Here is a 22,254-nt window from a genome sequence, read left to right on the forward strand (position 1 = left end):
TGAGTCATCGTCCGCCCCGATGGAATGGTCAGGTGATGTCGACGTTGATGCAGCACTCACAGATACGCAGTGCTATGGCTCCTGGCTCGTTCAGGAAACCATTCAACCGGTCCGTGTAAGCCTTGAGGTCGGTCAGATCGAATTTTACGAGGGACAGCGGCTCCGCTTCTCGCTCTCTCTGCAGATCACGCGCCGATTTCTCTTCTCCCTCGCCACCTGAGCGCTTCGGGTCTCTTCTGGAAGGCATGGCCCCTCCCTACAGCTTGCCTGGTTCTTGGGCGAAATTAGCCTAGGTCAGCTCGGCGGCGAAATGGGCGGCGAACACGTCATCTTGGTTGATCATTCATCATCAGTTGAGACTCGAGCCGTTTGTGCATGCAGGGGCAGGGACCGTCTGGACACTGAATTCATCCGTGGTGCGGTTTGAGACAGCCCTCCTTGAGCAGCGCTGTCGGTGGCGATCGAGCCGAATGGGGCTCCGGCGCGCGGCGGCGCTGACATCGGTCTGCTGGGGCAGCAGACGGTTCCTTGACGAGGGGGAAGCGACACGATGTCGATCCCTGAGGCGTGGAGACGGTTCTATGCCACAGCGGTCCTCATCAGGGCCGATGAGGCTTGTCTCTTCTCGATCATGTGACGTTCGAAGATGCAGCGCATCCGGGTGAGGCGTTCCGGTGACGCAGTCCACCCATCCGATCTTGAGGGGTGCCTTGTCCGGACGGCTCGGTCGGCCCGTCAGCATGGTCGAGATCGGCATGCCGCAACAGACGACAACCGAGCGAAGGCACACTTCAGAACCCACCATCCCGCCACCACAGCCGTCGACCTCACCACTGGCCGATCCGCCGTCCCCTCAGCGAGCGAGTCGCCGCTGGTACCAGGGGCTCCCATGCCCCGGCCGGCCCCGCAGACCCCTCCAGCGTCTGCAGGGTCGGCCTCGCCCACCACCCGCGCGCCGGGTGAGGCGGAGTACTGCCCTGCGGTCACAAGGAGATCGACAGCCTCGGATCGACCAGGAGTTCGTTGCGCGGGTGGTGGATGTGGAATTCCGGCATCGGCTCCGGCGGCCGCTGACCGAACACCCCGGCCATGTACTCCACCAGCTTGCGGCACTGTGCCGGGTCGAACGTCTCTTCGCAGGTCTCCTCGACGGTGCCCCCGATGATGACGTGGTCGTTGCGCGGGAACATGTACCCGTTCTGGCCGTACAGATATTCCAGGTTCGGCTGTGGCCGCAACATCGCGAGTTGTCCTCTGAGCGGGAGCATGTCGGAGTCGTTCCACAAGTCCTTCGCGCCGAGCCCGGTGCAGTTGATGATGGTCTTCTGCGTCAAGGACGTGAGCACGTCCGCGCTGTTGATGAATCTCCGGTTCACGAACGTGACGCCACGTGCCTTCAGGTCGCGTTCCAGCCTGGGGATGAAGATCGGGGGTTCGACGAGCAGCGTCCGGTACCTGTAGCCGGAGGTGTCGTGTCCTTCGAACGGCAGGCGCTTGAGGTATTCGCGCTGCGGCAGCAGTCCCGGGACGAGGTCGTGCACCACGTCGATGCCCGACGTGGCGTTGACGCTGTAGTTGTCGACCTCGGAGACGCCGAAACCCTTGCCGATGCTGGCCTTGAACATCGTGTAGGCGGTCCTGAGGATGTACTGGAGCTCCTGCACCTTGGCGAAGTCCTTGGAGTACTCCAGCAGGGAAACGGCCCATTGGCCGCCGGCCTTGTACGACGTGGTCTCGACCGGCTTGCGGTCGGAGTAGATCGTGACGTCGAGTCCGAGGTCGAGCAGCAGCGTGGCGGCGGTCAGTCCCATGACGCCGGCGCCGATCACCGCGACCTCCCGTTCGGTGGTCTTGTTCTGGGTCCGGTGTCTGAGCACCAAGTCCCGAACCTTGGCGGCACAGCCCCAGCTCAGCGTGATGCCTCCGCCGCCGTGGCCGTAGTTGTGGACCACGAGCTTGTCGCCCAGTTCCTCCCTGTCGAGCCGGTAGGACTTCGTCCGGTAGGGCCTCAGGCCCGCGACGCACGCGCCCGGCTGATGGGGATCGAAAGTGAAGTCCGCGGTCGGCAGAGGGGGGAGGGTGCTCACACCACGCTCGTCCAGCAACATGTCCGGCTCCGATGATCAGACGCTTGGCCACCGGTACGCCTACCCGATCGGCCGACCCGACCCCTCTGACCTGCGAAAACATAGGGTCAAGCCTTGGATTCCACGCGTTCGCCCGGCCGTGCCCCCGGGTAGGCGTCCCAGCGGCCGGACGATCCGTGCCTGCCTGTTTCCGACTGATCTGCCGTACGGCGGGCATGACCAGGAGCGTTATCGTGCCATTCACCGTCGCCGACTACATCCTCAAGCGGCTGAGCCAGCACCAGGTCGACACCTTGTTCGGCGTGCCCGCCGCATACGGTGCGCCGCTGTTCGACGCGGTGGGCGCGCACGACATCAGACCGGTCGTGACCACCACCGACCTCGAAGCGGGATACGCGGCCGACGGTTACGCACGTACGAAAGGGCTCGGCGTCGTCTCGGTGGCCAACGGCGTCGGCGTGCTCAGCATGATCAACGCCATCGCCGGAGCCTTCGTCGAACGCAGCCCGGTCGTCGTCGTGAACGGCGGCCCGAATGCCGCCAACCTGACCAACCTGAAGGAGCTCGACGTCCTGTTCTCGCACTCGACCGGCCAGCCCGACGGTGACCTCAACGCCTACCGGCTGGTCACCGCGAGCGCGGCTCGCGCCGAGCAGGCCGCCGACGTGCCCGCACTGGTCGACCACGCGATCTCGACGGCCATCAGGCGGAAACGGCCGGTCTACCTCGAAGTCAACCGGGCCATCTGGACGGCCGCCTGCACGCCCCCCGACGGATCGCTGCCCGTCACCAACCCGGCGGTGGGCACCGAGCAGCAGCTGGCCACCACGATCATCGGGCTCATCCGCGCCGCCACGAAGCCGGTGCTCATCGTGGGCCTGGAGATCCAGCGCTACGGGCTGGCCGACACCATGGCCGACCTGATCGCCAAGCTCGGGATCCGCTGGTCGGCCCAGGTGCCGGCCAAGTCGGTGCTGTCGGAGGAGGAAGACGGCTGGGTCGGGATCTTCGCCCCGCCCAGCTCCGTGCCCGCCGCCGTTCAGGAGGCGGATCTGATCGTGATGCTCGGCTGCGTCTTCCCCAGCAGCTATGCCACGTTCATCCGCAACCGTACCAACGAGATCGTGACCGCCTACGACGGCAAGGTGAAGATCAAGAACGGTCCCAAGCAGGACGCGGACATTCTCGCCCTGATGAACGCGCTCGTGGCCGAGGCGGCCAAGCAGGCGCCACAGCCCGTGCCCGCCGCCGTCGACCCGGCCCCGCCCCCCGCCTCAGGCCCGCTGACCTACGCCCAGGTGTTCGACCGCGTCGGCGCCGCGCTGAACGACGGCGTCGGCACCGCGCTGGACGACTCGTGGCTGGTGATACCCGACACCTTCCTCGGCGGCGCCTCAGCCGCGAACCTGCCGGTCAAGGGCCGCGACGGATACCTGTCCGGTGCCGTGTGGGCCTCCATCGGCCACTCGGTGGCCGCCGCGGTCGGCGCGTCCTTCGGGTCGAGCCGGCGCCCCCTGGTCATCTGCGGCGACGGCGGCTTCCACACCACCGCCCAGTCACTGTCCACGTTCGCGCACTACTGCCGCAACCCCGTCGTCCTGGTCATCGACAACGGCGTCTACGGCCTGGAGCAGTACATCATCGACTCGGGCTACTACGACGATCCCAACGCGGCGCCGAAACCGTACGTCGTGCTCAACCCGTGGGACTTCGCCAAGGTCGCCCACGGCTTCGGCGTCCGCAACACCTACTCCGTGGACACCGCGGCAGAGCTCGACCAGGCGCTCGTCGAGGCGAAGGAGTCCGCCGCCCCGGCGCTGATCGTCGCGAAGGTCAGCCCGCGTAGCCTGCCCGCGCAGTTGCCCTGAGTCGCGTCCTCGTCGTCCATCATCGGTCCCTTCTCGCCGGCCCCCGCTCCTGCCGGCTTGCCATCCTGCCCGCCCGCCCGCGTACCGGAAGCAGGCTCGGTCATGACCTGTGTGGGCGAGGAGGCGATCGATCTCGGCGCGCCCGCTGCGCGCAGATGCCCCGCATGCCCGGATCGGTGATCGTCGTCCTCGGTACCGGGCTCGGGCGGCGGGGTCGCGGCGCATGAGTCCGGCCGCCGAACGGCGGCGCCGGCCTCACGGCGGGCAGCGCGATGGCGCACCCATCGCAGCGTGGGCCTACGGCTGGTTGTGCCGGTTCTGCGGATCAGCCCGGCTGGTCCGCGCTCACGAAGCTCGTCAGATGCCGGGGCGGACGGCGCCGACGAAGGAGGATACGCGGCTTGCCCGGAGCTTTTCGATGCGCACCCGTTCGCCGGTCCGTGGCGAGTGGATCATCTTGCCGTTGCCGATGTACATCACCACGTGCCGCAGACCGCGGAAGAACATCAGGTCGCCTGGCAAGAGGTTCTTCCGGGAGACCCTCGGCCGGATCCCGGCGAACTGGCTGCGGGCCATACGCGGGAGCCGCACGCCGGCCTTCTTCCAGACGTACTGGGTCAGGCCGGAGCAATCGAAGGAACCAGGCCCGACGGCGCCATACCGGTAGGGGTCGCCGATCTGCCGCTTGGCCACGGCCACGGCCTTGCGGGCCTTTTCCTGCTGCCGGGCGATCTTGCTCGCCTTGGCCGCCTTGGCCTCGCCGGCAACGGAATCGCCCGTCACCGCCCGAGCCACCGGACCAGGGAGAATCAGCCCTCCGGCCGCCACGATCATGGTGAGCGCCGCGCCGCTCAGCGCCAGGCAGCACTCACGCAGCCTGGACCGGGAAGGCGAACGAACCTTGTCGCGCACGTGTCCGCCCCCGACGTCAGGGTGCGACCGCCCGGCTCGGGCGTGAACGTTGCCGGCCGTCCCGGCGTATCGAATCCAGCACCGTTCCCACAGCCGCGCCACGTCGTCGTGCCTGCGGGCCATGGCCGAAGCCATCGCCGGAGGTGCCACCATCAGGCAGGCGCGTCCCGACACCACGCCGAGGGCGGGGCGAGGTGACGGCCGGCCGGTCACCGCCGCCGGCACTGCGGGCCGGGCCGAGATCGAATCGGCTCCTGTCAGCGAAACAGTGGAGAACGTGATGCCGGATCACGCGCGGGTTTCGCCGCGCGGGTGGCTCAACCTGCGATGCCTGCTGCTGGTCCATGGGTCGTCCTTTCCGCCGGAACCGCCGTGAACCTACCCATCGTGGCGTATCGACTACAGTCTGCCCTACTAAAGGATCTCTTTAGATCATTTGGAGGCGGCCAAGCGTCGCGGACGAGCCAGTAGGACGGCCGTCGCGGAGGACGCGTGGTGGCGTTGGAGCAGGTCAGCACCCTGGTCTGCGGCGCATGGCTTGTCCACTCCCCCGGTCGACGACCTGGTCGAAGGCCTCGACGTGGACACCGGCATCTGGCAAGAGCGAGGTCTCGCGCATCCGCGCCGACCTGGACGAGGAACTCACCGCCTGCCGCGACCGGTTTCTGACCGGGCAGACGTTCCCGTATCTGTTCCTGGACGCCACCCACGCCAGGTCGGTGGTGAACCACGTACTCGTACGGCACCGTGGTGCCCCACTGGCACAGGGTCGGTCCACGGCGAGTCCTCCGCGCCCCGCTTGACGAGCGTCAGTTCCGGCCCCTCCGCCACCGGGCGGACGACGACGTGACGAATCAGGTGGACGTCGGCGAACAAGCCGGTGGAGGCGGCGAACCCGAATTTGTACGTCGAGGGCACCGGTGTGGGCGCGGGCGTGGACAGCACTGCCGCATCAGGAGCGCGGCCGGCAGCATGCCCAGGAGCCGTCCCGAGATCACCGTTCGTGGGACGGCTGTTACGCCAACAGTTGCTCCGCACGTTCACGATCAGCGGAGCGGCGCTCTGGAGGGTGCGCGACAAGCCGCAGTTAGACGTCGAGCGGGTATCTCAGGAGCGGTCACGCATCATCGCCGTGCGAGGTCATCTCTGAGAGGTAGCCGCGAACTGCCTGCGTCAGAGGGGGTCGACGCCCGGCAACCGCTCGGAAATCGGCCAGTGTCGCCTCATCCAGGGAGATGACTCACCCCGGATCAGTAGACCCTGGCCAGGTTGCTGAGGGTGACCGGGGTGTCGGGTGGTCAGCATCCAGCGCTCGGCGGGCCGTTCTCCTCGGTCGTGGGGTCTTCCATCCCTGTGGTCGCGACGCTGTCCGACGTCGTTGCTGCGGGGGCGGTCCCGATGGCCCCGGCTCTGCCGAGGCCGGAACGCGGGCGGTCAGTCGTGTCGGCGACGCAGCTCTTCGTTGATGCGCAGCGCGTCGGCGAGCTGGTCTTCCAAGATGATGATGCGGCAGGCCGCCTCCACCGGGTTGCCGGCGTCGACGAGTTCGCGGGCGGGGGCGGCCAGGCGCAGCGTGACCTGCTCACTGTCCCGGTGTACGCCTGGCGTCGCCGGAGGGACGCGCGGGGAGGCCCCATCCCCTGCCTGCACGCCGGGACGCCGATCTGCACGTCTCCCGGGTGGTCCTGTCGAGGGATGAGGTGATCGGCCGCCTTTCGCAGCGAAACGTCCACAGCGATGCCCCTGCGTCCCGGAAAGGGGTGATGAGGCACTGGGCAGGGCCGAAGCCCGATGCCCGGGCACCACAATGCCGTGGCCGTTTCACGACGTTGCAGGCCGGGATCACGCGGTTGCGGATCAGCGGCGTGGTGGCACGTCGATCTGGACGAGGTTGCGGCCGCGCAGGGTGTAGAGCCGGCCGCGCTCGTCGGCGTTGATGTGCGGCCCGCTGAACCAGCCGCCGTTGCTGCCGGCGATCACGGCGGTGGCGGCGAAGGTCCTGCGGTCGAAGCGGAACACGGTGGTGTCGGACACGCCGTAGACGGCGCCTCGGTTGGTGAGCAGGGCCGCGAAGCCGGGGCAGATGCCGCTCAGGTCGGCGGTGTGCACGATCCGGCGGGTGGGCAGGTCGACGACGAAGAATCCGCCCTCCCGGGCCAGCCCGTACAGGTGCCGGCCGAGGACGGCCAGGGCTGCCACGCCCCGGGGCTGCTGGGGGTCCAGGCGCCACCATTCTCTGCCGGCGACCGGGTTCCAGGCGACCAGGGTGCCGCGCGGCCCCTCGGTGTAGGGGTTGTCGCCGCCCAGGTAGGCGACGCCGTCCTTGGTGGCGACCGCGCGCACCAGCTGGAGGTCGTCGATCGGGTTGACGTGGATGGCGGACTTTCCGGTCTTCGGGTCGTAGGTCCACAGGGAGCCGCCGCCCTCGGTGTCGGACTGCGCCCCCACCAGCAGCAGCCGGTGGACCTTGTCCCAGCACACGTCCAGCGGCCGGTTCTGCTCGGCGGGAAAATGGGCGACCTGGCGTGGCCCCTTGCCGTCGGCCGGGTCGTACGCCCAGATGCCCTCCGCGCTGTACTGGCCGGTGTAGAGCACGCCGCCGAGCACTTCGGCGTCCTTCGCCTCGCCGGGGACGCGGAGGTTGACCACCTCGCCGGTCCGCAGGTCGTGGCGGGCCAGAGCGCCGGTGCCGCCGAGGTAGACGTACCCGCCGCCGGCCGCGACCCCCATCCCGAGTTGCGGGTCGGCGGGAGCGCCCGCTTCGCCGAGATCGGTGACCACGGACGTGCGGGCCGCGAGGTCGATCTCGGCGACGAAGCCGTAGCCCGAGACGACCGCGAGCTTGCCGTCCACATGGTCGACACCCCAGATCTCGCCAAGATCCGGCCCGTCGAACTCGACCTCGGCGATCGTCTTCGACGTCGTCGAGTAGGCGTGCACCCCGGACTCGGTGGCGAAGAAGATCTGGTCACCGCTCGCGGCGAACATCTTGACCGTCTTCCCGCTCGTGGGCACCACGGTGTAGGAGGACAGGTCGGCCAGGTCCATCACGGCGACTTTCGCGGGCTCGGTCGATCCCGACGTGCCGGCGACGAGCCGGCCGCCGATGACGGCCAGCTCGCGCAGGCTGGGATCCTTCTCCAGCTCCACCGGCACGACGGAGGTGAAGGTACGCGCGCTGCGGTCGAAGGCGAACAGCGAGGCCTTGCTCGCGCCGCCGCCGCCGGCCAGGACGCTGCCGGCGCCGAAGAACACCGTCGTCGCGGTGGCCACGACCGCTCTGGCCAGGGTGGCGTTCGCGTCGGGTACCCCGAGCTTGGTCACCTGGCCGGTGGCCGGGTCGTACTCCCACAGCGCGGGCGCGGTGCCCGGCACGCCGCCCACGGCGTACACCTTGCCGTCCGGCGCCACCGTGAGGTCGCGGATGTCGCGGTCGCCGATGGTGCCGACGGCCACGGCCGGCGTGCCCGTGGCCGTGAGATCCCATCGGAACAGGTTCGGCGGGCCCGCCTTCTGCTGCAGGACACCGATGTACAGGTACCGGCCGGCCGGGTCGGCCGCCAGCGCCTGGACGGCGTGGCCAGCGCTGAGATCGGTGCGCGAGACCACCTTGCGCGTCGGCAGGTGGAAGCCGACCACCCTGGCGGGGTCGAGATTGCGTGAGCCGATGTAGACGGTGTCGCCGACCAGCAGGCCGCTCATCAGTGAGAACTGCACGATCGCCGGCCCCAGGTCGGTGATCGTCGTCCGGGGTCGCGACGTGGCGCCCGCTTGCGCGGAGGTCACGGCGGTCGTCGCGGCGGTCGTCGCGGCGGCCAGGCCTGCTGCGCCGCCGAGCCGCAGCAGGTGGCGTCGGTTGAGGATGGGGGGTTCGTCCATGGGAGTTCCTTGTTCGGGGGGTCATGCTGAGCGGTGCAGCAGGGCCGGGTTGACGGGGTGGGCGAACGGCCGGCCCTGGGTGAAGCGCTCCAGCTCGTCGAGGGCCGTCCGGGTCAGCCGGCGGAGCTCGCCTCCGATCGAGCCTGCGATGTGCGGGGTGAGGAGCACGTTGGGCAGGTCGTACAGGGGGTGGCCGGGGGGCAGCGGTTCGGGGTCGGTGACGTCGATGACCGCGTGCAGGCGCCCGGACACCAGTTCGGCGGTGAGCGCGTCGAGGTCCACCAGGGAGCCGCGCGCGGTGTTGATCAGGGTGGCGCTGTTGCGCATGCGGGCCAGCCGTTCCCGGTTCAGCAGGTGGCGGGTCTCGGGCAGTTCGGGCGCGTGCAGGCTGACGATGTCGCTGCGTTCCAGCAGGTCCTCCAGCGTGACCAGTGCGGCCTCCGCCGTACCGGTGTGCAGGTACGGGTCTGCGACCAGGACGTCGAGGTCGAAGCGGCGCAGCAGGTGCATGACGCGGCGGCCGATGGCCGAGGCGCCGACGATGCCGACGGTGCGGCGGTAGTTGCCCAGGTCGGGGAAGGCCGCAGTCCAGTCGGGGACGGCTTGGTGACGGCGGTAGAGGTCGGCGATCGGCAGGACCCGCTTGCCGGCGAAGAGGATGGCCGCGACCGTGTACTCGGCCACGGGGATCGCGTTGTCGGCAGCGGTCGAGGAGACCGCGATTCCTCTTTCCCAGCACGCGTCGGTGATGTGGTGTTTCACCGAGCCCGCCACGTGGACGACGGCGCGCAGCCGGGGCGCCCGGTCGAGTACCCGGCGGTCGATCGGCGGGCAGCCCCAGGAGGTGATCAGAACCTCGACCTGCTCCAGAGAGATATCCGTGAAGTCCTGGACGACCAGGGCGGGGTCCACTGTCACCAGCGACGTGAGCCGGGCGATCTCTGCGGGGCCGAAGAGCGGATCCCGGTGGACGGGGTTCATGGCCAGCAGCGCGTGCGTCATTTGACGGCTCCCGCGGTCATGCCCGCCTTCCAGTGGCGTTGCAGGAGCAGGAACGCGATCAGGAGGGGAATCACGGCGATCAGTGAGCCGGTGATGGCCAGCAGGTAGTTCTCGGGGTGGCCCTGGTCGAAGGCGGCGGCGTTCCAGGTGAACAGGCCGAGGTTGACCGGGTAGAGCCGCTGGTCGGAGAGCATGACCAGGGGCAGGAAGAAGCTGTTCCAGATGTGGGTGAGCTGGAACAGGAAGATCGTGACGAAGCCGGGCCGCAACATCGGCAGGGCGACGCTCCAGAACGCCCGCCACTCGCTGGCGCCGTCCACCCGCACCGCTTCGAGGACCTCGCCGGGCACGTACGAGGCGCTGAACACCCGGGCGAGGTAGACCCCGAAGGGGAAGACCAGTCCGGGCAGGAACGCGCCCCAGAAGGTGTTGACCAGCCCGATCTTGGCCGCCAGCAGGTAGAGCGGGAGCGCAGTCGCGGTGGCCGGGACCAGCACGCCCAGCAGGACGAAGCCGAACAGCTTCTCCTTGTACGGCACGGCCAGCTTGTCGAAGGCGTAGCCGGCCAGCACGCACAGGAAGGCGGCGACGGCGGCGCCGCCGACGGCGTAGAGCAGGGTGTTGCCGAGCCAGCGCAGGTAGATGCCGTCGGAGGCGGTCAGCAGGTGTTTCAGGTTCGCCCAGAGCTGGAAACTGTTGCCGGGGGCGAATCCGTTGGTGCCGAACAGGTCGTCGATGTCCTTGGTGGCCGACATCAGCAGCCACAGCAGCGGCATGAAGGTGTAGGCGGTGGCGAGCACCAGCGCGCCGTTCACCCCGGCGCGGGACAGCAGGGCCGCGGGCATCGAGAACCGGCGAGGTTCGCTGCGGTCGAGAGCCAGGGTCATCGCGGCTTCCTCCCGGACGTGGCGCGGGTCACGACGAAGGACAGGACGGCGCCGAGCAGCGCGATGAGCAGTGAGGCCGCGGCGGCCAGGCCATAGTCGTGGCGGTCGAAGGCGGCGGTGAACGCGTACATGTTCGGTGTCCAGGAGCTGCCGACCGTGGAGGCCGCCCGGTTCATGATCTTGGGTTCGGTGAAGAGCTGGATGGCGCCGATCACGGTGAACAGGGCCGCCATGACCACGGCGGCGCGGATCAGCGGCACCTTGATCGACCATGCCGTGCGGATGCCGCCTGCGCCGTCCACGGTGGCGGCCTCGAGGACCTCGCGTGGCACGGCCTGCAGCGCCGCATAGAAGATGATCATGTTGTAGCCGATCCACTGCCAGGTCGCGATGTTGACCACCGAGAGCAGCGCGTGGTCGGCCGAGAGGAAGTCCCACTGCAGCAGGTCGACGATCGGGCTGAGACCGGGCGTGTAGAGGTAGACCCAGATGATCGCGGCGATCAGTCCGGGCACCGCGTGCGGCAGGAAGAGCGCGACCTGGAAGAAGCGCTTCATCCTGGCCAGCGCCGAGTCCAGGAGCAGGGCCAGGACGAGCGCCCCGCCGATCATCAGGGGGATGTAGAGCAGGCAGTAGGCCGCGATGACGGCGAATCCGTTGCGGAAGGCGGCGTCCGACAGGGCCCGCACGTAGTTGTCCAGGCCGGCGAAGACCGTCTGCGCCCCGCCGAAGCCGAGCCCGGAGGCCTTCTCGGTGAACAGGCTCAGCCAGGCGGCGTAGGCCAGCGGGGTGATGGTGATGGCGAGGAAGAGGAGCAGGAACGGGGCGACGAAGAGGGTGGCCGTCGCCTGTCGGCGTCGGGTCACGGTGCCACGCTCAGCCCGCGGGCCTTCATGTCGGCCAGGGTCGCGGTCTCGGCGGTGGTGAGCGCGCCGGAGAGCGCCGCGTCGTCCTTGACCTTGGCCAGGGAGTCGACGATCGAGGTGAAGGTGGTGCCCATGGCCGGGCCCCAAGTCCAGCCGGGCATGATGGAGTCGTAGGCGGTGCGGCCGGTGGCGTAGATGTCCTGGCCGTCGAAGAAGTCGGTCGTGAAGGACTGCTTGACGACGTCCACCAGCGCGGGGTCGGCGGGGAACATGCTGCTGGTGCCGCTGGAGACCCAGGCCTTGATGCCCTCGGGGTCGGTGGTGATCCACTTGATGAACTCGGCCGCCTGGGCGGTGTGCTTGGCGCCCTTGGGGACGGCGTAGGCGGAGCCGCCGTACATGCCGGACGCGGGTTTGCCGTCCCAGGTGGGCAGCGGGGCGACGGCCCACTTGCCCTTCTGGTCGGGCACGGTGGCCTGGAGGCCGCCCGCGCACCAGCTCGCGCACACGTAGGCGACGGTCTCCTCCGCCTTGACGCTCTGCCAGAACGCGTCGAGCAGCGCCGGGAGGGGGCGGACGAGATCGTCCTTGACCAGGCCCTGCCAGTAGTCGGCGACCTTCTTCGAGGGCTCGTCGTCGAGGTTGACCTGCCACGCGTCGCCCTGGGTGCCGAACCACTTGCCGCCCGCCTGCCAGGACAGGGCGGTCAGCACGGAGGCGTCGTTGTTCCAGAACACGCCGGCGCGGGCCTTCGGGTCGGCCTTCTTCGTCTTCTCGGCGGCCTTGCGGTACTCCTCCCAGGTCGCAGGGACGTCGATCTTGTGCTGGTCGAAGAAGTCCTTGCGGTAGTAGAGCATCATCGGTCCGGTGTCGCGGGGCACGCCCCAGGTCTTGCCGCCGAGGTTGACCAGTTGCTGGATCTGCGCCGGGAACTTCTCGGCGACGAGCGGGCCGACGCTGGCGGTCAGGTCCTCCAGCTGGCCGGTGCCGGCGACTTCCGGCAGCCGCATGAATTCCACCTGCGCCACATCCGGGACGGTGCCCGCTTTGACAGCGTTAGACAGTTTGTTGTAGTACTCCGCTCCCGAGGGGACGGACTCGAGTTTGACCTTGAAGTCCTGGTGTGTCTCGTTGAACTTCTGGGCGACGACGTCCGAGGCCTTCACTGACGACCAGAAAGTGATTTCGTCCGTCGTTGTGGCGGCCGGGTCTTCAGTGCCGCCACAGGCCGCGAGGAGAGACAGCGAGACGATCGCCCCGGTCAGCCCCATCGACTTTCTGATCTTCATAGTGTGCGCTCCCTGCTGATGCGATTAAACGCAATCATTCGATTTCGATCGACAGCATGTCAATGCAGAGAGCGTCACAAACAGATCACGGCAGTACACGCGTACGCGGTGCCCCGGCTCAGGCGCCGCAGGATGCGCGAACTCTCAATTCGGGCCGGAGCAGGAGATGCCGGAACGCGCCGTCGGGGTCGGCCATACGCCGGGCCAGCAGTTCTACGGCCGCCGCGCCGACCGCGTGCTTGGGCGGTGCGACGGCGGTCAGCGGGATGGCGGCCATCGTCGCCACCTCGTCGTCGTAGGTGACGATGGCGATGTCGCGCGGCACGCTGACACCGCGAGCCATGAGCTTGCGGATGAGCTGGACGGCGTCGAGGTCGTTGTGGACCAGCGCGGCTCTCACGGATTCGGCCACCACCAGGTCCGCGAATTGCTCGATCTGGGCGCTCATCTCCGCCGGGTCGTGCTCGGCCGAACCGATCAGCAGGCGGGGTTCGGCCGGTCGCATCCCGAACGCCGTCAGCGCCCTGGCATGGCCTTGGAGCAACCAGGGGGTGGTGAAGCTCTCCTCGCGTGCCAGGAGCGCCACGTGGTCGTGGCCGAGGCCGGCCAGGTGCTTGACCGCGAGATAGGCGCCGAAGACGTGGTCGGAGGCGACCTGCTCCACGTTGCCCAGCTCGAAGCTCGCCCGCCGCTCGACCATGACGACGGGGATGTCGATGCTCTCCAGCCACCGGCCCGTCTCCGGAGAGGAGGCCAGGTCCATGCTCGGGGTCAGCAGAATCCCGTGGACGCCGTCGGCCAGGAGCTGCTCGGCCTCCTTCTGTTCCTGTCGCAGGTCATAGTGCGAGACGCCCAGGACCAGCCGGGCACCGTACCGGGCCGCCGCGGACTGCGCCCCCTTGATCACTTCCGGGTAGTAGTAGGAGGTGTTCGGCACCACCATGCCGAAGACCAGTTTCTCGTCCTGAGAGGCGAGTTCCTTCGGCCCCACTTCGGCAGGCGCTGTCTGCTCCGCCTCCGGCAGCAGGGTGGCGCCGCCGTGGACGCGCCTGAGCAGCCCGCGCCCGGCCAGCTCGCGAACGTCGTGCCTGATGGTGACGCTGGAGACGCCCAGCTTCGCCGCGACCTCGCTCACCTTGATCGAGCCATTCAGGCGCAATGCGCGCAGGATCGCCTCGTGTCGCTCCTCGGTCAGCACACCTAGCCCTTTCGATCGTCCCTACCGAAACCAGTATGGCGGAAGGACCTTGACACGCTTTCGAATGATATCGGATAGTCATCTGGCGTCACCGCGATCGGCAGGAGCGCTCGGTCGCCATCATGCCCAGGAGGGCAACCATGCACCACCGCAGAAGGTGCGCTCGTCCCCTCTCACCGGTCGCCGCCATCGCGATCCCCTGCCTGATCGTCGCCCTCACGAGCGCCACAGCGTCCGCGGACACGATCATGCGGGCGACGTACGACAACGGCCGGACCGACTCCGGCTACGCGGGCATCGGCGCGAGTGGGTGCTGCACCTACTCGCTGAACCCCGACGGCAGCCTGCATCGCGCCGGAACCTACTCCATCCGCTCCGCCCTGAGGTACGCAGACCCCGAGGTCTCCGGCGGTCCGAGAGCCGAGAGCGACACCGTGAACATCGTGGCCACTCGCTTTCAGCCGGGGCAGACGTCCTGGTACGGCTTCAGCGTCTACATCCCCTCGACCTGGCAGGACGACGCCACGGCGGAGGACATCATCTTCCAGTGGCATCACACCAAGTCCTCCTGCGACAACCCGAACCGGTCGCCCTCCATGTTCCTCGAAGTTCTCCCACCGTCCACGACGTCCGCGAGCAAGCTCCGTCTTCGCGTCAACTCCGATCCGGTCCTGTGCGACTACCGTGACAACGCGGACGCCAACCTGACGAAGACCAGCTACGACCTCACCGCGCTGACCAAGGGCGCCTGGCACGACTTCGTCTTTCAGGTGAACTGGAGCTACACGCAGACCGGCTCCATCACCGCCTGGCACCAGACCAGCAAGCTCCCCGGCTGGACCCAGGTCCTGAACGCCGAAAACGTGGCCAACACCTACAACAGCGGCACCGGCACGTTCGGCTACCTCAAGTGGGGCATCTACAAGCCCGCATGGAGACAAGGGCCCACCGCCGTCACGGAACGCGTCGTGTGGCACGACAACATCGCCGTAGCAGCTGATACGTCCACAGGATTCCAGGACGTCGACCCCTCGGCATGACACGCGGCCGGAGGGTCCGGTCCCCCAGGCGACCGTCGCCGCCGGCACGTCACCTCCGCACCTGATCCCCCTCCCCCACGGCGAGGCGAACTGTCGCGCCCGCATTCGGTTTCGCGCATCATCGAAGTCACTCTGGAGACAGCCATGTCGCTCACCCGCCGATCCGTTCTCCGTGCGGCCCTGGCCGGCGCCTGCGCGGCGCCCCTGCTGGCAGGCGGTCCCTCCCTCGCCGCGGCGGCTGTGGCCGCGACGACCGAAGTCCCCGACTCAGCGTTCTTCGGCGTGTGGAACGCCACCACCGGCACCTGGCGCGCCCTTCCGGTTCTCGACTACGCGGCGTTCCCGGCGCTGGCGCCCGTGGCCGATGCCGCGCGTACCGGCGACTACACCGCCGCACGCGCCGCGCTGCTGCAGTACATGCGTACCCGACCAGAGCGCACCCCGCCGCAGTGGGGCTACAACGGCGTCTACACCCCGGCGCTTGTCCCGCTGTTCCTCGACCACATCTGGACCTTGGGCAAGGGCGAGATCTACCACTCCACCCTGACCGTCGGAGCGCAGTGGACGGCGGTGGACGCCGACGTCACCGACGGGGTGAGGTCCGCCACGAGCGCCGGCGGCGTGGGCTTCATGCTCATGGCCCGCCACAAGGAGCCGAGCACGGCGCAGTTCGCCGGCAGGCACGCTGCCGACGGCGCGCCGGAGTTGACCCTGACCTCCGCCGACGGCACCGTCCGCAAACTGGCCGCGAGCCAGAGCTGTCACATCGCCGCAGGCCCGGACGCGGCCACTCCGTTCGGGTCCGCGGAGACCCTCCAGGTGCACGACGAGGGCACCGGCCCGTTCACCGACGCCACCCGCAAGGCCTACCTCTGGTTCGACCTGACCGGCGTGAGCGCGCCGAAGACCGCGACCCTCAGCCTGACCGGCCGCACCAGCGCCGGCCAGCAGCAGATCATGCTCTACCAGGTGCAGGTCAGCTTCGACGAGACGAGCCGGTGCTGGAACAACACCGTGCAGAACACCTTCTCCTGGCACGGCGACCCGAACGGCTTCGACTGGAAGAAGCCCACCGGCGCCAACGTCGACAACGAGTTCGGCTACCAACTCCCCCGCTTCTACTTCGCCGGCCCCCTCGCCGACGCCTACCGCACCGGCCACGACGAGCAGATCGCGGCGGGACTCCTCCGGCTGATGACGGACTTCATCACCGAGGCCAACGCCTCCGCCTCCTCGGCCGGCGCCGCGAGCTTCCCGCGCAACCTCGACGCGGCCTGGCGCTACCAGAACTGGTGTTACGCCTACGAGATCCTGCGCACCAGCCCATCGCTGACGGCCGACGCCAACACCTCGATACTCAAAGCCATCCACACCGGCGGGCGGTACCTGACCAACACCACCTCCCCCACCCCGAACTGGATGGTCACCATCAAGAGCTCGCTGCTCTACCTCGGTGTCTGCTTCCCCGAGTTCCTCGCCGCGGCCCAGTGGCGCGACGGCGCCCAGACATACCTGATCCAGCAACTGGCCGGCGCGCTCTACCCCGACGGTGGTTACAGCGAGGCCTCTTCCAGCTACGCGATGGGAGTCGCGCAGACCTTCGTCGCCACCGCGGGCGTCCTGGTCACCAACGGCTACGCGGTCGGCTCGGCCGCACCGCTGCGCGATCTCGCCTGGTACCTGGCCGACCAGACCTATCCCAACGGGTACGACCCCGCCTACGGCGACTCCGGCTACACCGACCAGCGAACCGCCCTGGCCGCGCTCGCCGACCTGCTCGACGACGACCACCTTCGCCACGTCGCCACCGCAGGCGCCGCCGGAACCACCCCCGACCACACCTCCGTCACCTATCCCGACACCCGCGTCGTGGTGCAACGCACCGGCTGGAGCGCCACCGACTGGTACCTGCGCCTCAACGCCGACCGCGGCAACCACGGCCACCCCGACGAACTCGCCATCCAGCTCTACGCCCACGACCGGCCCCTGCTGCCCGCCATGGGCGCCTACTCCTACGCCGCCGATCCCACGGCCGACTGGCTCCGCAAATCCACCCAGGCGCACAACACCATCACCATCGACGGACGCGCCCAGAACCCCACCGCCGCCGGCGCCGTCAGCAACCTCTCGCTGCCCTGGGCCGATCTCGCCGACGGCTTCACCGACGCGACCCCCGGGGTCCGCCACCAGCGCAGCGCCCTGTTTCTGCACGGCCTGGGATGGCTGGTCACCGACACCCTCACGCCGGCCGACTCCGGGCAGCACACGTACCAGCAGAACTGGCACCTGCTCCCCGACGCCGGCCCCGTCCTCGACGGCGCGACCGCCCGGACCCGCTTCGCCGCGGGAACCCAGCTCACCATCATCCCCGCCGAACCTGCCGCAGTGAGCGCCACCGTGGAGGACGGCCACTACTCGCCCATCACCTACCAGGTGGCACCCACCCGCTACGTGTCCTACTCCCTGACCGCAGCCGGCGTCAGAACGCTCGACACGCTCCTGCTGCCAACGCCGCCCGGCGCCCGTACCAGGGCGAGCCTGTCCGTCGAGGCCTCTGATGACGGCGGGCGCACCCTTCGCCTGATCTCCTCCACCAGCAGGCTGGACGGCTACTACTTCCGGGCGCCCGGCGACGGCGCCTCACGACGGCTCGGACCGTACCTCTTCGACGGATCCCTGGCCTACGTCGATCGCCACGCCGCCGTTCAGCGCATCCTGCTCGCCGGCGGAACCCTCCTCCGGCAAGGCCGGAGAACCCTCCTGGCCACCGCCGAACCTCTGGTATCGACGCTGGCCGTACGACTGGATCCGGCCAGGAGAACCATCGAGATAGCCGGGCCTGCGGCGAAGCCCGGCGGTCGCCCGCTGCACCTCGCGGCGCCCTGGGCACGCACGGCCACCGTAGCCGGGCAGAAGGTTCCCATCACCCGGAAGGGCGGCCTCGTAACAATCTCGGCACTGCACTGACGTGTCAAGGGCGTCATCCGTTCTCCGAGGCTGACGTGGGTGCGGATGCGTTCCTCGACCCGGCGATCGCCCGCTCGACGCCCCGCCGGTCGGTGAGCAGGTCCACAGCCAAGGAGGGCATCTTCGATGCATCTGGGCATCGACCTGGCCGGCCTGGCCCGCACCCAAGAAGGACGCAACCCCGAGCCCAGCGCCTGCGTCATCGACAGCCAGAGCGTCAAACCGCCATCACCGTCGCCGCCGCCGACCTGTCCGACAACACCATCGGCACAACCCTGCTCACCCAGGCCGGCCACACCTGCCCCACGATCACCAAGGCCTGGATGGACACCGGCTTCAAGAACGCCGCCATCGAACATCGGCGCCCGCCTCGGCATCGACGTCGAAGTCGCCCCACGCCGCAGCCATGATCCGCCTAGCCTCCATCGACAACCTCACCGGGCCCCCGGAAAGCGCATTCCACCTTTCTCTTACCCGTGTCTTGACAAGCCTGACGGTTGCGTCACACTCTGCGGCAAGACGTCCGAAACATCGTCCGTCGTCCCCCGCCCCACCGGGGACTCCGCCCAGCGCTCACCGGGTGAATTCACGACATTGTTGTTAACGCTAACAAAGCTTCTCGAGTTCTGGAGGCTCGAGGAACGGCGGCACCAACCAGCAGTGGACCCCGCATCTCCTGACCCACCGCACGTTCGGAGCGACCATGACCCACGTTCTGCGGCGAACGGCGTTGATCGGCCTGGCGAGCGCCCTGCTGCTCGCTCTCGGCCTCACCGCTCTGGAACGCCCCGCCAAGGCCGCCGATCCCCACACCGCGTACCTGATGGCGCACTTCACCGGCGAGAGCGCCAACGGCGAGCAGATCTACTTCGCCACCAGCACCGATGGCTTGCACTGGACCGACCTCAACAGCTCGCTGCCGGTCCTCACCTCCAGCATCGGCGAGCTCGGCGTCCGTGACCCCGCCGTCGTCCGCTCGCCGTCCGGCGACCGGTTCTACCTGATCGCCACCGACCTGCGCATCGCCGCCGGCAAGGGCTGGGACGTCGCCCAGCACCACGGCAGCACCTCGCTGGTCGTCTGGGAGTCGCCCGACCTGGTCACCTGGTCGCCGCCGCGCCTGGTGAACGTCGCCGGGGCCATCCCCGACGCCGGTTGCGCGTGGGCGCCTGAGGCGATCCACGACCCGGCGACCGGCGACTACGTCGTCTACTGGGCGACGATCTCGCCGCGCAACGGCGTCGACAAGGCCCGCATCTACTACTCCCGTACGCGCGACTTCCGCACGTTCACCGCCGCGCAGCTCTCCATCGACCGGCCGGGCACCCAGGGCATCATCGACACGCAGATCCTGGAGATCCCCGGCAGCGCCGGCGGCTACCGCTACATCCGCGCGTCCGGCGACGGCCAGATCACGATCGAGGGCAGCGACCAGATCCTCACGGGCTGGACCCGGCTCGGCGACATCTCCCATCTCGGCTACACGGGCGCGCAGGTCGAGGGCCCGATCCTGCACCAGTACAACGGCCGCGGCGAGTGGGGCCTGTGGGTCGACCAGTACGCCGCCGGCCGCGGCTACCTCCCGCTGACCACGACCAACCTCGCCGCTCCTGGCATGTACCGCGTCCGCGCCGCCTCGGAGTACGCGCTGGGCGCCGGCCGCAAGCGGCACGGCTCGATCATCGGCATCACCCAGGCGCAGCTCACCGCGCTGCTGGCCAGGTGGGGCGGGCCCGCCTCGGCCGGCACCCAGCGCCTGCAGTCGGTCAACTTCCCCGACCGCCACGTGCGGCACAGCAACTTCGACGTCCGCATCGACCCGAACGTGAGCCCGCTCGCCGACTCGCAGTGGCGCGCCGTCCCGGGCCTGGCCGATCCGGCGGGAGTGTCGCTGGAGTCGTCGAACTTCCCCGACCGGTACCTCCGCCACTCCAGCTACCTGCTCCGCCTGGACCCGATCACCACGGCCATCGGCCGGGCGGACGCCACCTTCCGGATCACCAGCTGATCCCCCGACGGCGGGGAGCGCCGTCAGCGACCTGATCTCCAGATCTAGTGATGGGAGTGTTATGACACCGACCAAGGCGCCTGACGCCTACTCGTCAGGACCGTCACGGAGCACCCGGTCATCGCACCGGTCGCTGATCTCCCTCGTGGTGACCGCGCTCGCCGCGGCGGCGAGCCTCGTCGCCGCCGCGCCGCCGGCCCATGCCGCCACCAGCCAGTTCCGCGGCATGAACTGGGCCGTGCTGGGTGACAACTTCAGCACCGGCACGCTCGTCGTGCAGGGCCTGAGCCAGTCCGACAGCAACGCGACCGTACGGGCCAAGGCCAACGCCCTCTACGACGACATGGCCTCCACCATGGGGGTCAACACCGTCCGGCTGCCCATCAACACGCACACGGTGGCCAACACGACCTGGTGGAACGCCTACCGCGGCGCCATCGACGCCGCCACCGCCCGTGGCTTCAAGGTCATCCTCGCCTACTGGGAGGACGGCGCCGCCTCAGGCGGCAGGATCACGAACCTCGCCGCGTGGAACACGATGTGGTCCAGCGTGACCAGCACCTACGGCTCGAACGGCAACGTCTACTTCGAGCCGATGAACGAGCCGCACGGCTACACCTCGGCGGAGTGGCGCGACGTCGCCGCGAACTGGCTCAGCCACCACTACTCGGCGGTGCCCGGACGGGTGCTCATCGGCGGCACCGGCTACAGCCAGGACCTGCGGGACATCTGCAACGACAGCCGCTTCAACGCGACACTGCTGTCCTTCCACCACTACGCCTTCTTCTACAGCGCGATGACCTACGACGCCTTCCGCAGCCACATCCAGACGCGGCTGGGCAACTGCGCCTCCCGTGCGGTCGCGACCGAGTTCGGCGCGCCCATGGCCACCGGCCTCGACTACGGCGACGCGAACAGCGCCGACAACTTCGTGCGCCACATCCGCGCCATGGCCCAGGTCATGCGGGACAACCAGATGGGCGGCACCTACTGGCCCGCTCTCGGCGGCAAGCCCACAGGAACCAGCGGCTACGACTACTACTCGATGTACGCCCTGAGCGGCAGCGGCACCGACCTCAACCTGACCGTCCGCAACCCCTCCGGCGCCGACCGGATCCGCTACGCCTGGGGCGACACCACCGCGCCTCCGGCGTACTACACGATCAACGTGCGCCACAGCGGCAAGGCCATGGACGTCCAGCAGCCGAACACCGCCAACGGCGCGCGCGTCGGCCAGTACACCTACGGCGGCAACGCGTGGCAGCAGTGGCAGTTCCAGGACGCCGGCGGCGGCTACTGGCGCGTCATCAGCCGCCACAGCGGAAAGTGCCTCGACGTGCTGAGCGCCTCGACCGCCGACGGCGCCGAGCTCATCCAGTACACCTGCGGCACCGGCACCAACCAGCAGTTCCAGCTGGTCGCCGCCGGCGGCTACTTCCAGCTCCGCGCCCGGCACAGCGGCAAGTGCGTGGACGTGCCGTCCGCGTCGACCGCCGACGGTGTGATTCTCAAGCAGTATCCGTGCAACACCGGCACCAACCAGCAGTGGTCGCGCACGGCAATCTGACGGCTGTCCCGGCGGTACCGCGGATCCGCGGTACCGCCCGTCACAGCCCGGAACCACCGCACACCGAGAGCCGGCCGGGGGTCGTCATACAGCGCGTCACAAGATCCGGCGGGCAAGGGGCGATCCGGTCCGGGTGACGAGCGCCGCCACGGTCGCCACGACGGGCAACCCCACCACCACGGCGGTCAGGAACGGCCACGGCACGGCGATCGTGGCCGGATCCCCTGCGCCGTCCGTCGTCAGCGGCCGGCTCAGCGCCACACCCGTCACCGTTCCCGGGGTGCAGTGGGTGTGCGGGTTGGAGGGTGAGGTCTCCATAGCAAGGTCCTGGAGGTGATGGTGAGGCTTCGTCTCGAGTCGATGACGTTGACGCTGCGGTCGCGGCGCGAATGCAGCGCAACCACCACCCCGTCCGTGAGGGGCCGTGTGCCTCAGCAGCCAGGTTCGTACATCACTTTCCCTGCGAGGATCAGCCCTGATACCGATGGCGCGCGGCGGCGCGACCTGGAGCGCCTGGCCAGCAGGGCCTGCTGAACCGTGAGGAGAACGTGGCCGGATATCTGAGCGCAACCTGCATTTGAACGAGGTCGCCGAGCACGTCAAGCGTGGCATCTGGGAGGCGGGGCGGCGTCCCCGCTGAACCTGCCGGTGGTGTCGCTGGGCGAGACGAACATCCTGCTGGGC

At 68.8% G+C, this 22,254-nt stretch carries 16 protein-coding genes and 3 pseudogenes; 8 read left to right on the plus strand and 11 right to left on the minus strand.

All coding sequences use genetic code 11. The annotated features are described in order from the left end of the window. Positions 1-28: 28 nt before the first annotated feature. On the minus strand, positions 29-247 hold the full coding sequence (locus HD597_RS25900) for a hypothetical protein (protein ID WP_253745316.1): 219 nt from the start codon (positions 245-247) through the stop codon (positions 29-31). Positions 248-983: 736 nt separating this feature from the next. Continuing rightward, on the minus strand, positions 984-2,087 hold the full coding sequence (locus tag HD597_RS25905) for an FAD-dependent oxidoreductase (RefSeq protein WP_253745317.1): 1,104 nt from the start codon (positions 2,085-2,087) through the stop codon (positions 984-986). Between the two features lie 233 nt (positions 2,088-2,320). Here HD597_RS25905 and HD597_RS25910 point away from each other — a divergent pair, with 233 nt between their 5' ends. Further along, entirely contained in the window at positions 2,321-3,955 is a 1,635-nt protein-coding gene (locus HD597_RS25910) for a thiamine pyrophosphate-binding protein (RefSeq protein WP_253745318.1), read from the plus strand. Positions 3,956-4,312: 357 nt separating this feature from the next. On the opposite strand, the gene HD597_RS25915 is transcribed toward HD597_RS25910, so the two are convergent. Next, positions 4,313-4,867 (minus strand): C40 family peptidase, encoded by a 555-nt coding sequence (locus tag HD597_RS25915; RefSeq protein ID WP_253745319.1) that lies wholly within the window; start codon positions 4,865-4,867, stop codon positions 4,313-4,315. Between the two features lie 121 nt (positions 4,868-4,988). Between HD597_RS25915 and HD597_RS25920 the strand changes: the two genes are divergently transcribed. Continuing rightward, entirely contained in the window at positions 4,989-5,243 is a 255-nt protein-coding gene (locus HD597_RS25920; protein WP_253745320.1) for a hypothetical protein, read from the plus strand. Positions 5,244-5,399: 156 nt separating this feature from the next. Next, positions 5,400-5,607: pseudogene (locus HD597_RS25925) on the plus strand (transposase); the annotation flags it as partial. 694 nt (positions 5,608-6,301) lie between these two features. On the opposite strand, the pseudogene HD597_RS25930 reads toward HD597_RS25925, so the two are convergent. The 7 genes and pseudogenes from HD597_RS25930 to HD597_RS25960 all read right to left on the minus strand — a co-directional run. Then, positions 6,302-6,439 (minus strand): annotated as a pseudogene (locus tag HD597_RS25930) (MerR family transcriptional regulator); the annotation flags it as partial. A gap of 285 nt (positions 6,440-6,724) precedes the next feature. Continuing rightward, positions 6,725-8,746, minus strand: coding sequence for an outer membrane protein assembly factor BamB family protein (locus tag HD597_RS25935; RefSeq protein ID WP_253745321.1), 2,022 nt, complete (start codon positions 8,744-8,746; stop codon positions 6,725-6,727). 21 nt (positions 8,747-8,767) lie between these two features. Then, positions 8,768-9,748: a hydroxyacid dehydrogenase gene (locus HD597_RS25940; protein WP_253745322.1), complete on the minus strand. Its 981-nt coding sequence runs from the start codon at positions 9,746-9,748 to the stop codon at positions 8,768-8,770. Further along, the gene (locus HD597_RS25945) at positions 9,745-10,635 is read right to left on the minus strand and encodes a carbohydrate ABC transporter permease (protein WP_253745323.1); all 891 of its coding nucleotides are present in this window, start codon (positions 10,633-10,635) and stop codon (positions 9,745-9,747) included. Before HD597_RS25945 ends, HD597_RS25940 begins: the two co-directional genes overlap by 4 nt. After that, complete coding sequence (locus tag HD597_RS65960; protein WP_253745324.1) at positions 10,632-11,501, minus strand: carbohydrate ABC transporter permease; 870 nt, start codon at positions 11,499-11,501, stop codon at positions 10,632-10,634. The genes HD597_RS25945 and HD597_RS65960 overlap by 4 nt, the downstream gene beginning before the upstream one ends. Further along, on the minus strand, positions 11,498-12,790 hold the full coding sequence (locus tag HD597_RS25955; RefSeq protein ID WP_253745325.1) for an ABC transporter substrate-binding protein: 1,293 nt from the start codon (positions 12,788-12,790) through the stop codon (positions 11,498-11,500). The genes HD597_RS65960 and HD597_RS25955 overlap by 4 nt, the downstream gene beginning before the upstream one ends. A gap of 118 nt (positions 12,791-12,908) precedes the next feature. Beyond that, positions 12,909-13,988 carry a substrate-binding domain-containing protein gene (locus HD597_RS25960; RefSeq protein WP_308210695.1) on the minus strand — a complete coding sequence of 360 codons (1,080 nt, stop codon included), beginning with the start codon at positions 13,986-13,988 and terminating at the stop codon, positions 12,909-12,911. 140 nt (positions 13,989-14,128) lie between these two features. Here HD597_RS25960 and HD597_RS25965 point away from each other — a divergent pair, with 140 nt between their 5' ends. From HD597_RS25965 to HD597_RS25985, 5 genes and pseudogenes are all read left to right on the plus strand, one after another. Continuing rightward, complete coding sequence (locus HD597_RS25965; RefSeq protein WP_253745327.1) at positions 14,129-15,028, plus strand: polysaccharide lyase family 20 protein; 900 nt, start codon at positions 14,129-14,131, stop codon at positions 15,026-15,028. A 144-nt stretch (positions 15,029-15,172) separates the two neighbouring features. Then, positions 15,173-17,995 carry a heparinase II/III family protein gene (locus tag HD597_RS25970; RefSeq protein ID WP_253745328.1) on the plus strand — a complete coding sequence of 941 codons (2,823 nt, stop codon included), beginning with the start codon at positions 15,173-15,175 and terminating at the stop codon, positions 17,993-17,995. Between the two features lie 132 nt (positions 17,996-18,127). Beyond that, positions 18,128-18,394, plus strand: a pseudogene (locus HD597_RS25975) (IS5/IS1182 family transposase); the annotation flags it as partial. 304 nt (positions 18,395-18,698) lie between these two features. After that, on the plus strand, positions 18,699-20,003 hold the full coding sequence (locus HD597_RS25980; protein WP_253745329.1) for an AbfB domain-containing protein: 1,305 nt from the start codon (positions 18,699-18,701) through the stop codon (positions 20,001-20,003). A 61-nt stretch (positions 20,004-20,064) separates the two neighbouring features. After that, positions 20,065-21,570, plus strand: a complete 1,506-nt coding sequence (locus HD597_RS25985) for an RICIN domain-containing protein (RefSeq protein ID WP_253745330.1) — start codon at positions 20,065-20,067, stop codon at positions 21,568-21,570. A 96-nt stretch (positions 21,571-21,666) separates the two neighbouring features. Here the strand turns inward: HD597_RS25985 and HD597_RS25990 are convergent, their stop codons facing one another. Then, entirely contained in the window at positions 21,667-21,888 is a 222-nt protein-coding gene (locus HD597_RS25990; protein WP_253745331.1) for a hypothetical protein, read from the minus strand. Positions 21,889-22,254: the final 366 nt, after the last annotated feature.

Origin of the sequence: Nonomuraea thailandensis (genome assembly GCF_024172165.1) — a bacterium.
In the GTDB taxonomy this organism is placed as follows: domain Bacteria; phylum Actinomycetota; class Actinomycetes; order Streptosporangiales; family Streptosporangiaceae; genus Nonomuraea; species Nonomuraea thailandensis.

Coding starts and splice junctions, on each gene's coding strand:
- HD597_RS25940 (WP_253745322.1), bottom strand. CDS start 9,748: ATGACGCACGCGCTGCTGGCCATGAACCCCGTCCACCGGGATCCGCTC.
- HD597_RS25980 (WP_253745329.1), top strand. CDS start 18,699: ATGACCCACGTTCTGCGGCGAACGGCGTTGATCGGCCTGGCGAGCGCC.
- HD597_RS25945 (WP_253745323.1), bottom strand. CDS start 10,635: ATGACCCTGGCTCTCGACCGCAGCGAACCTCGCCGGTTCTCGATGCCC.
- HD597_RS25900 (WP_253745316.1), bottom strand. CDS start 247: ATGCCTTCCAGAAGAGACCCGAAGCGCTCAGGTGGCGAGGGAGAAGAG.
- HD597_RS25970 (WP_253745328.1), top strand. CDS start 15,173: ATGTCGCTCACCCGCCGATCCGTTCTCCGTGCGGCCCTGGCCGGCGCC.
- HD597_RS25990 (WP_253745331.1), bottom strand. CDS start 21,888: ATGGAGACCTCACCCTCCAACCCGCACACCCACTGCACCCCGGGAACG.
- HD597_RS25965 (WP_253745327.1), top strand. CDS start 14,129: ATGCACCACCGCAGAAGGTGCGCTCGTCCCCTCTCACCGGTCGCCGCC.
- HD597_RS25955 (WP_253745325.1), bottom strand. CDS start 12,790: ATGAAGATCAGAAAGTCGATGGGGCTGACCGGGGCGATCGTCTCGCTG.
- HD597_RS25920 (WP_253745320.1), top strand. CDS start 4,989: ATGGCCGAAGCCATCGCCGGAGGTGCCACCATCAGGCAGGCGCGTCCC.
- HD597_RS25985 (WP_253745330.1), top strand. CDS start 20,065: ATGACACCGACCAAGGCGCCTGACGCCTACTCGTCAGGACCGTCACGG.
- HD597_RS25935 (WP_253745321.1), bottom strand. CDS start 8,746: ATGGACGAACCCCCCATCCTCAACCGACGCCACCTGCTGCGGCTCGGC.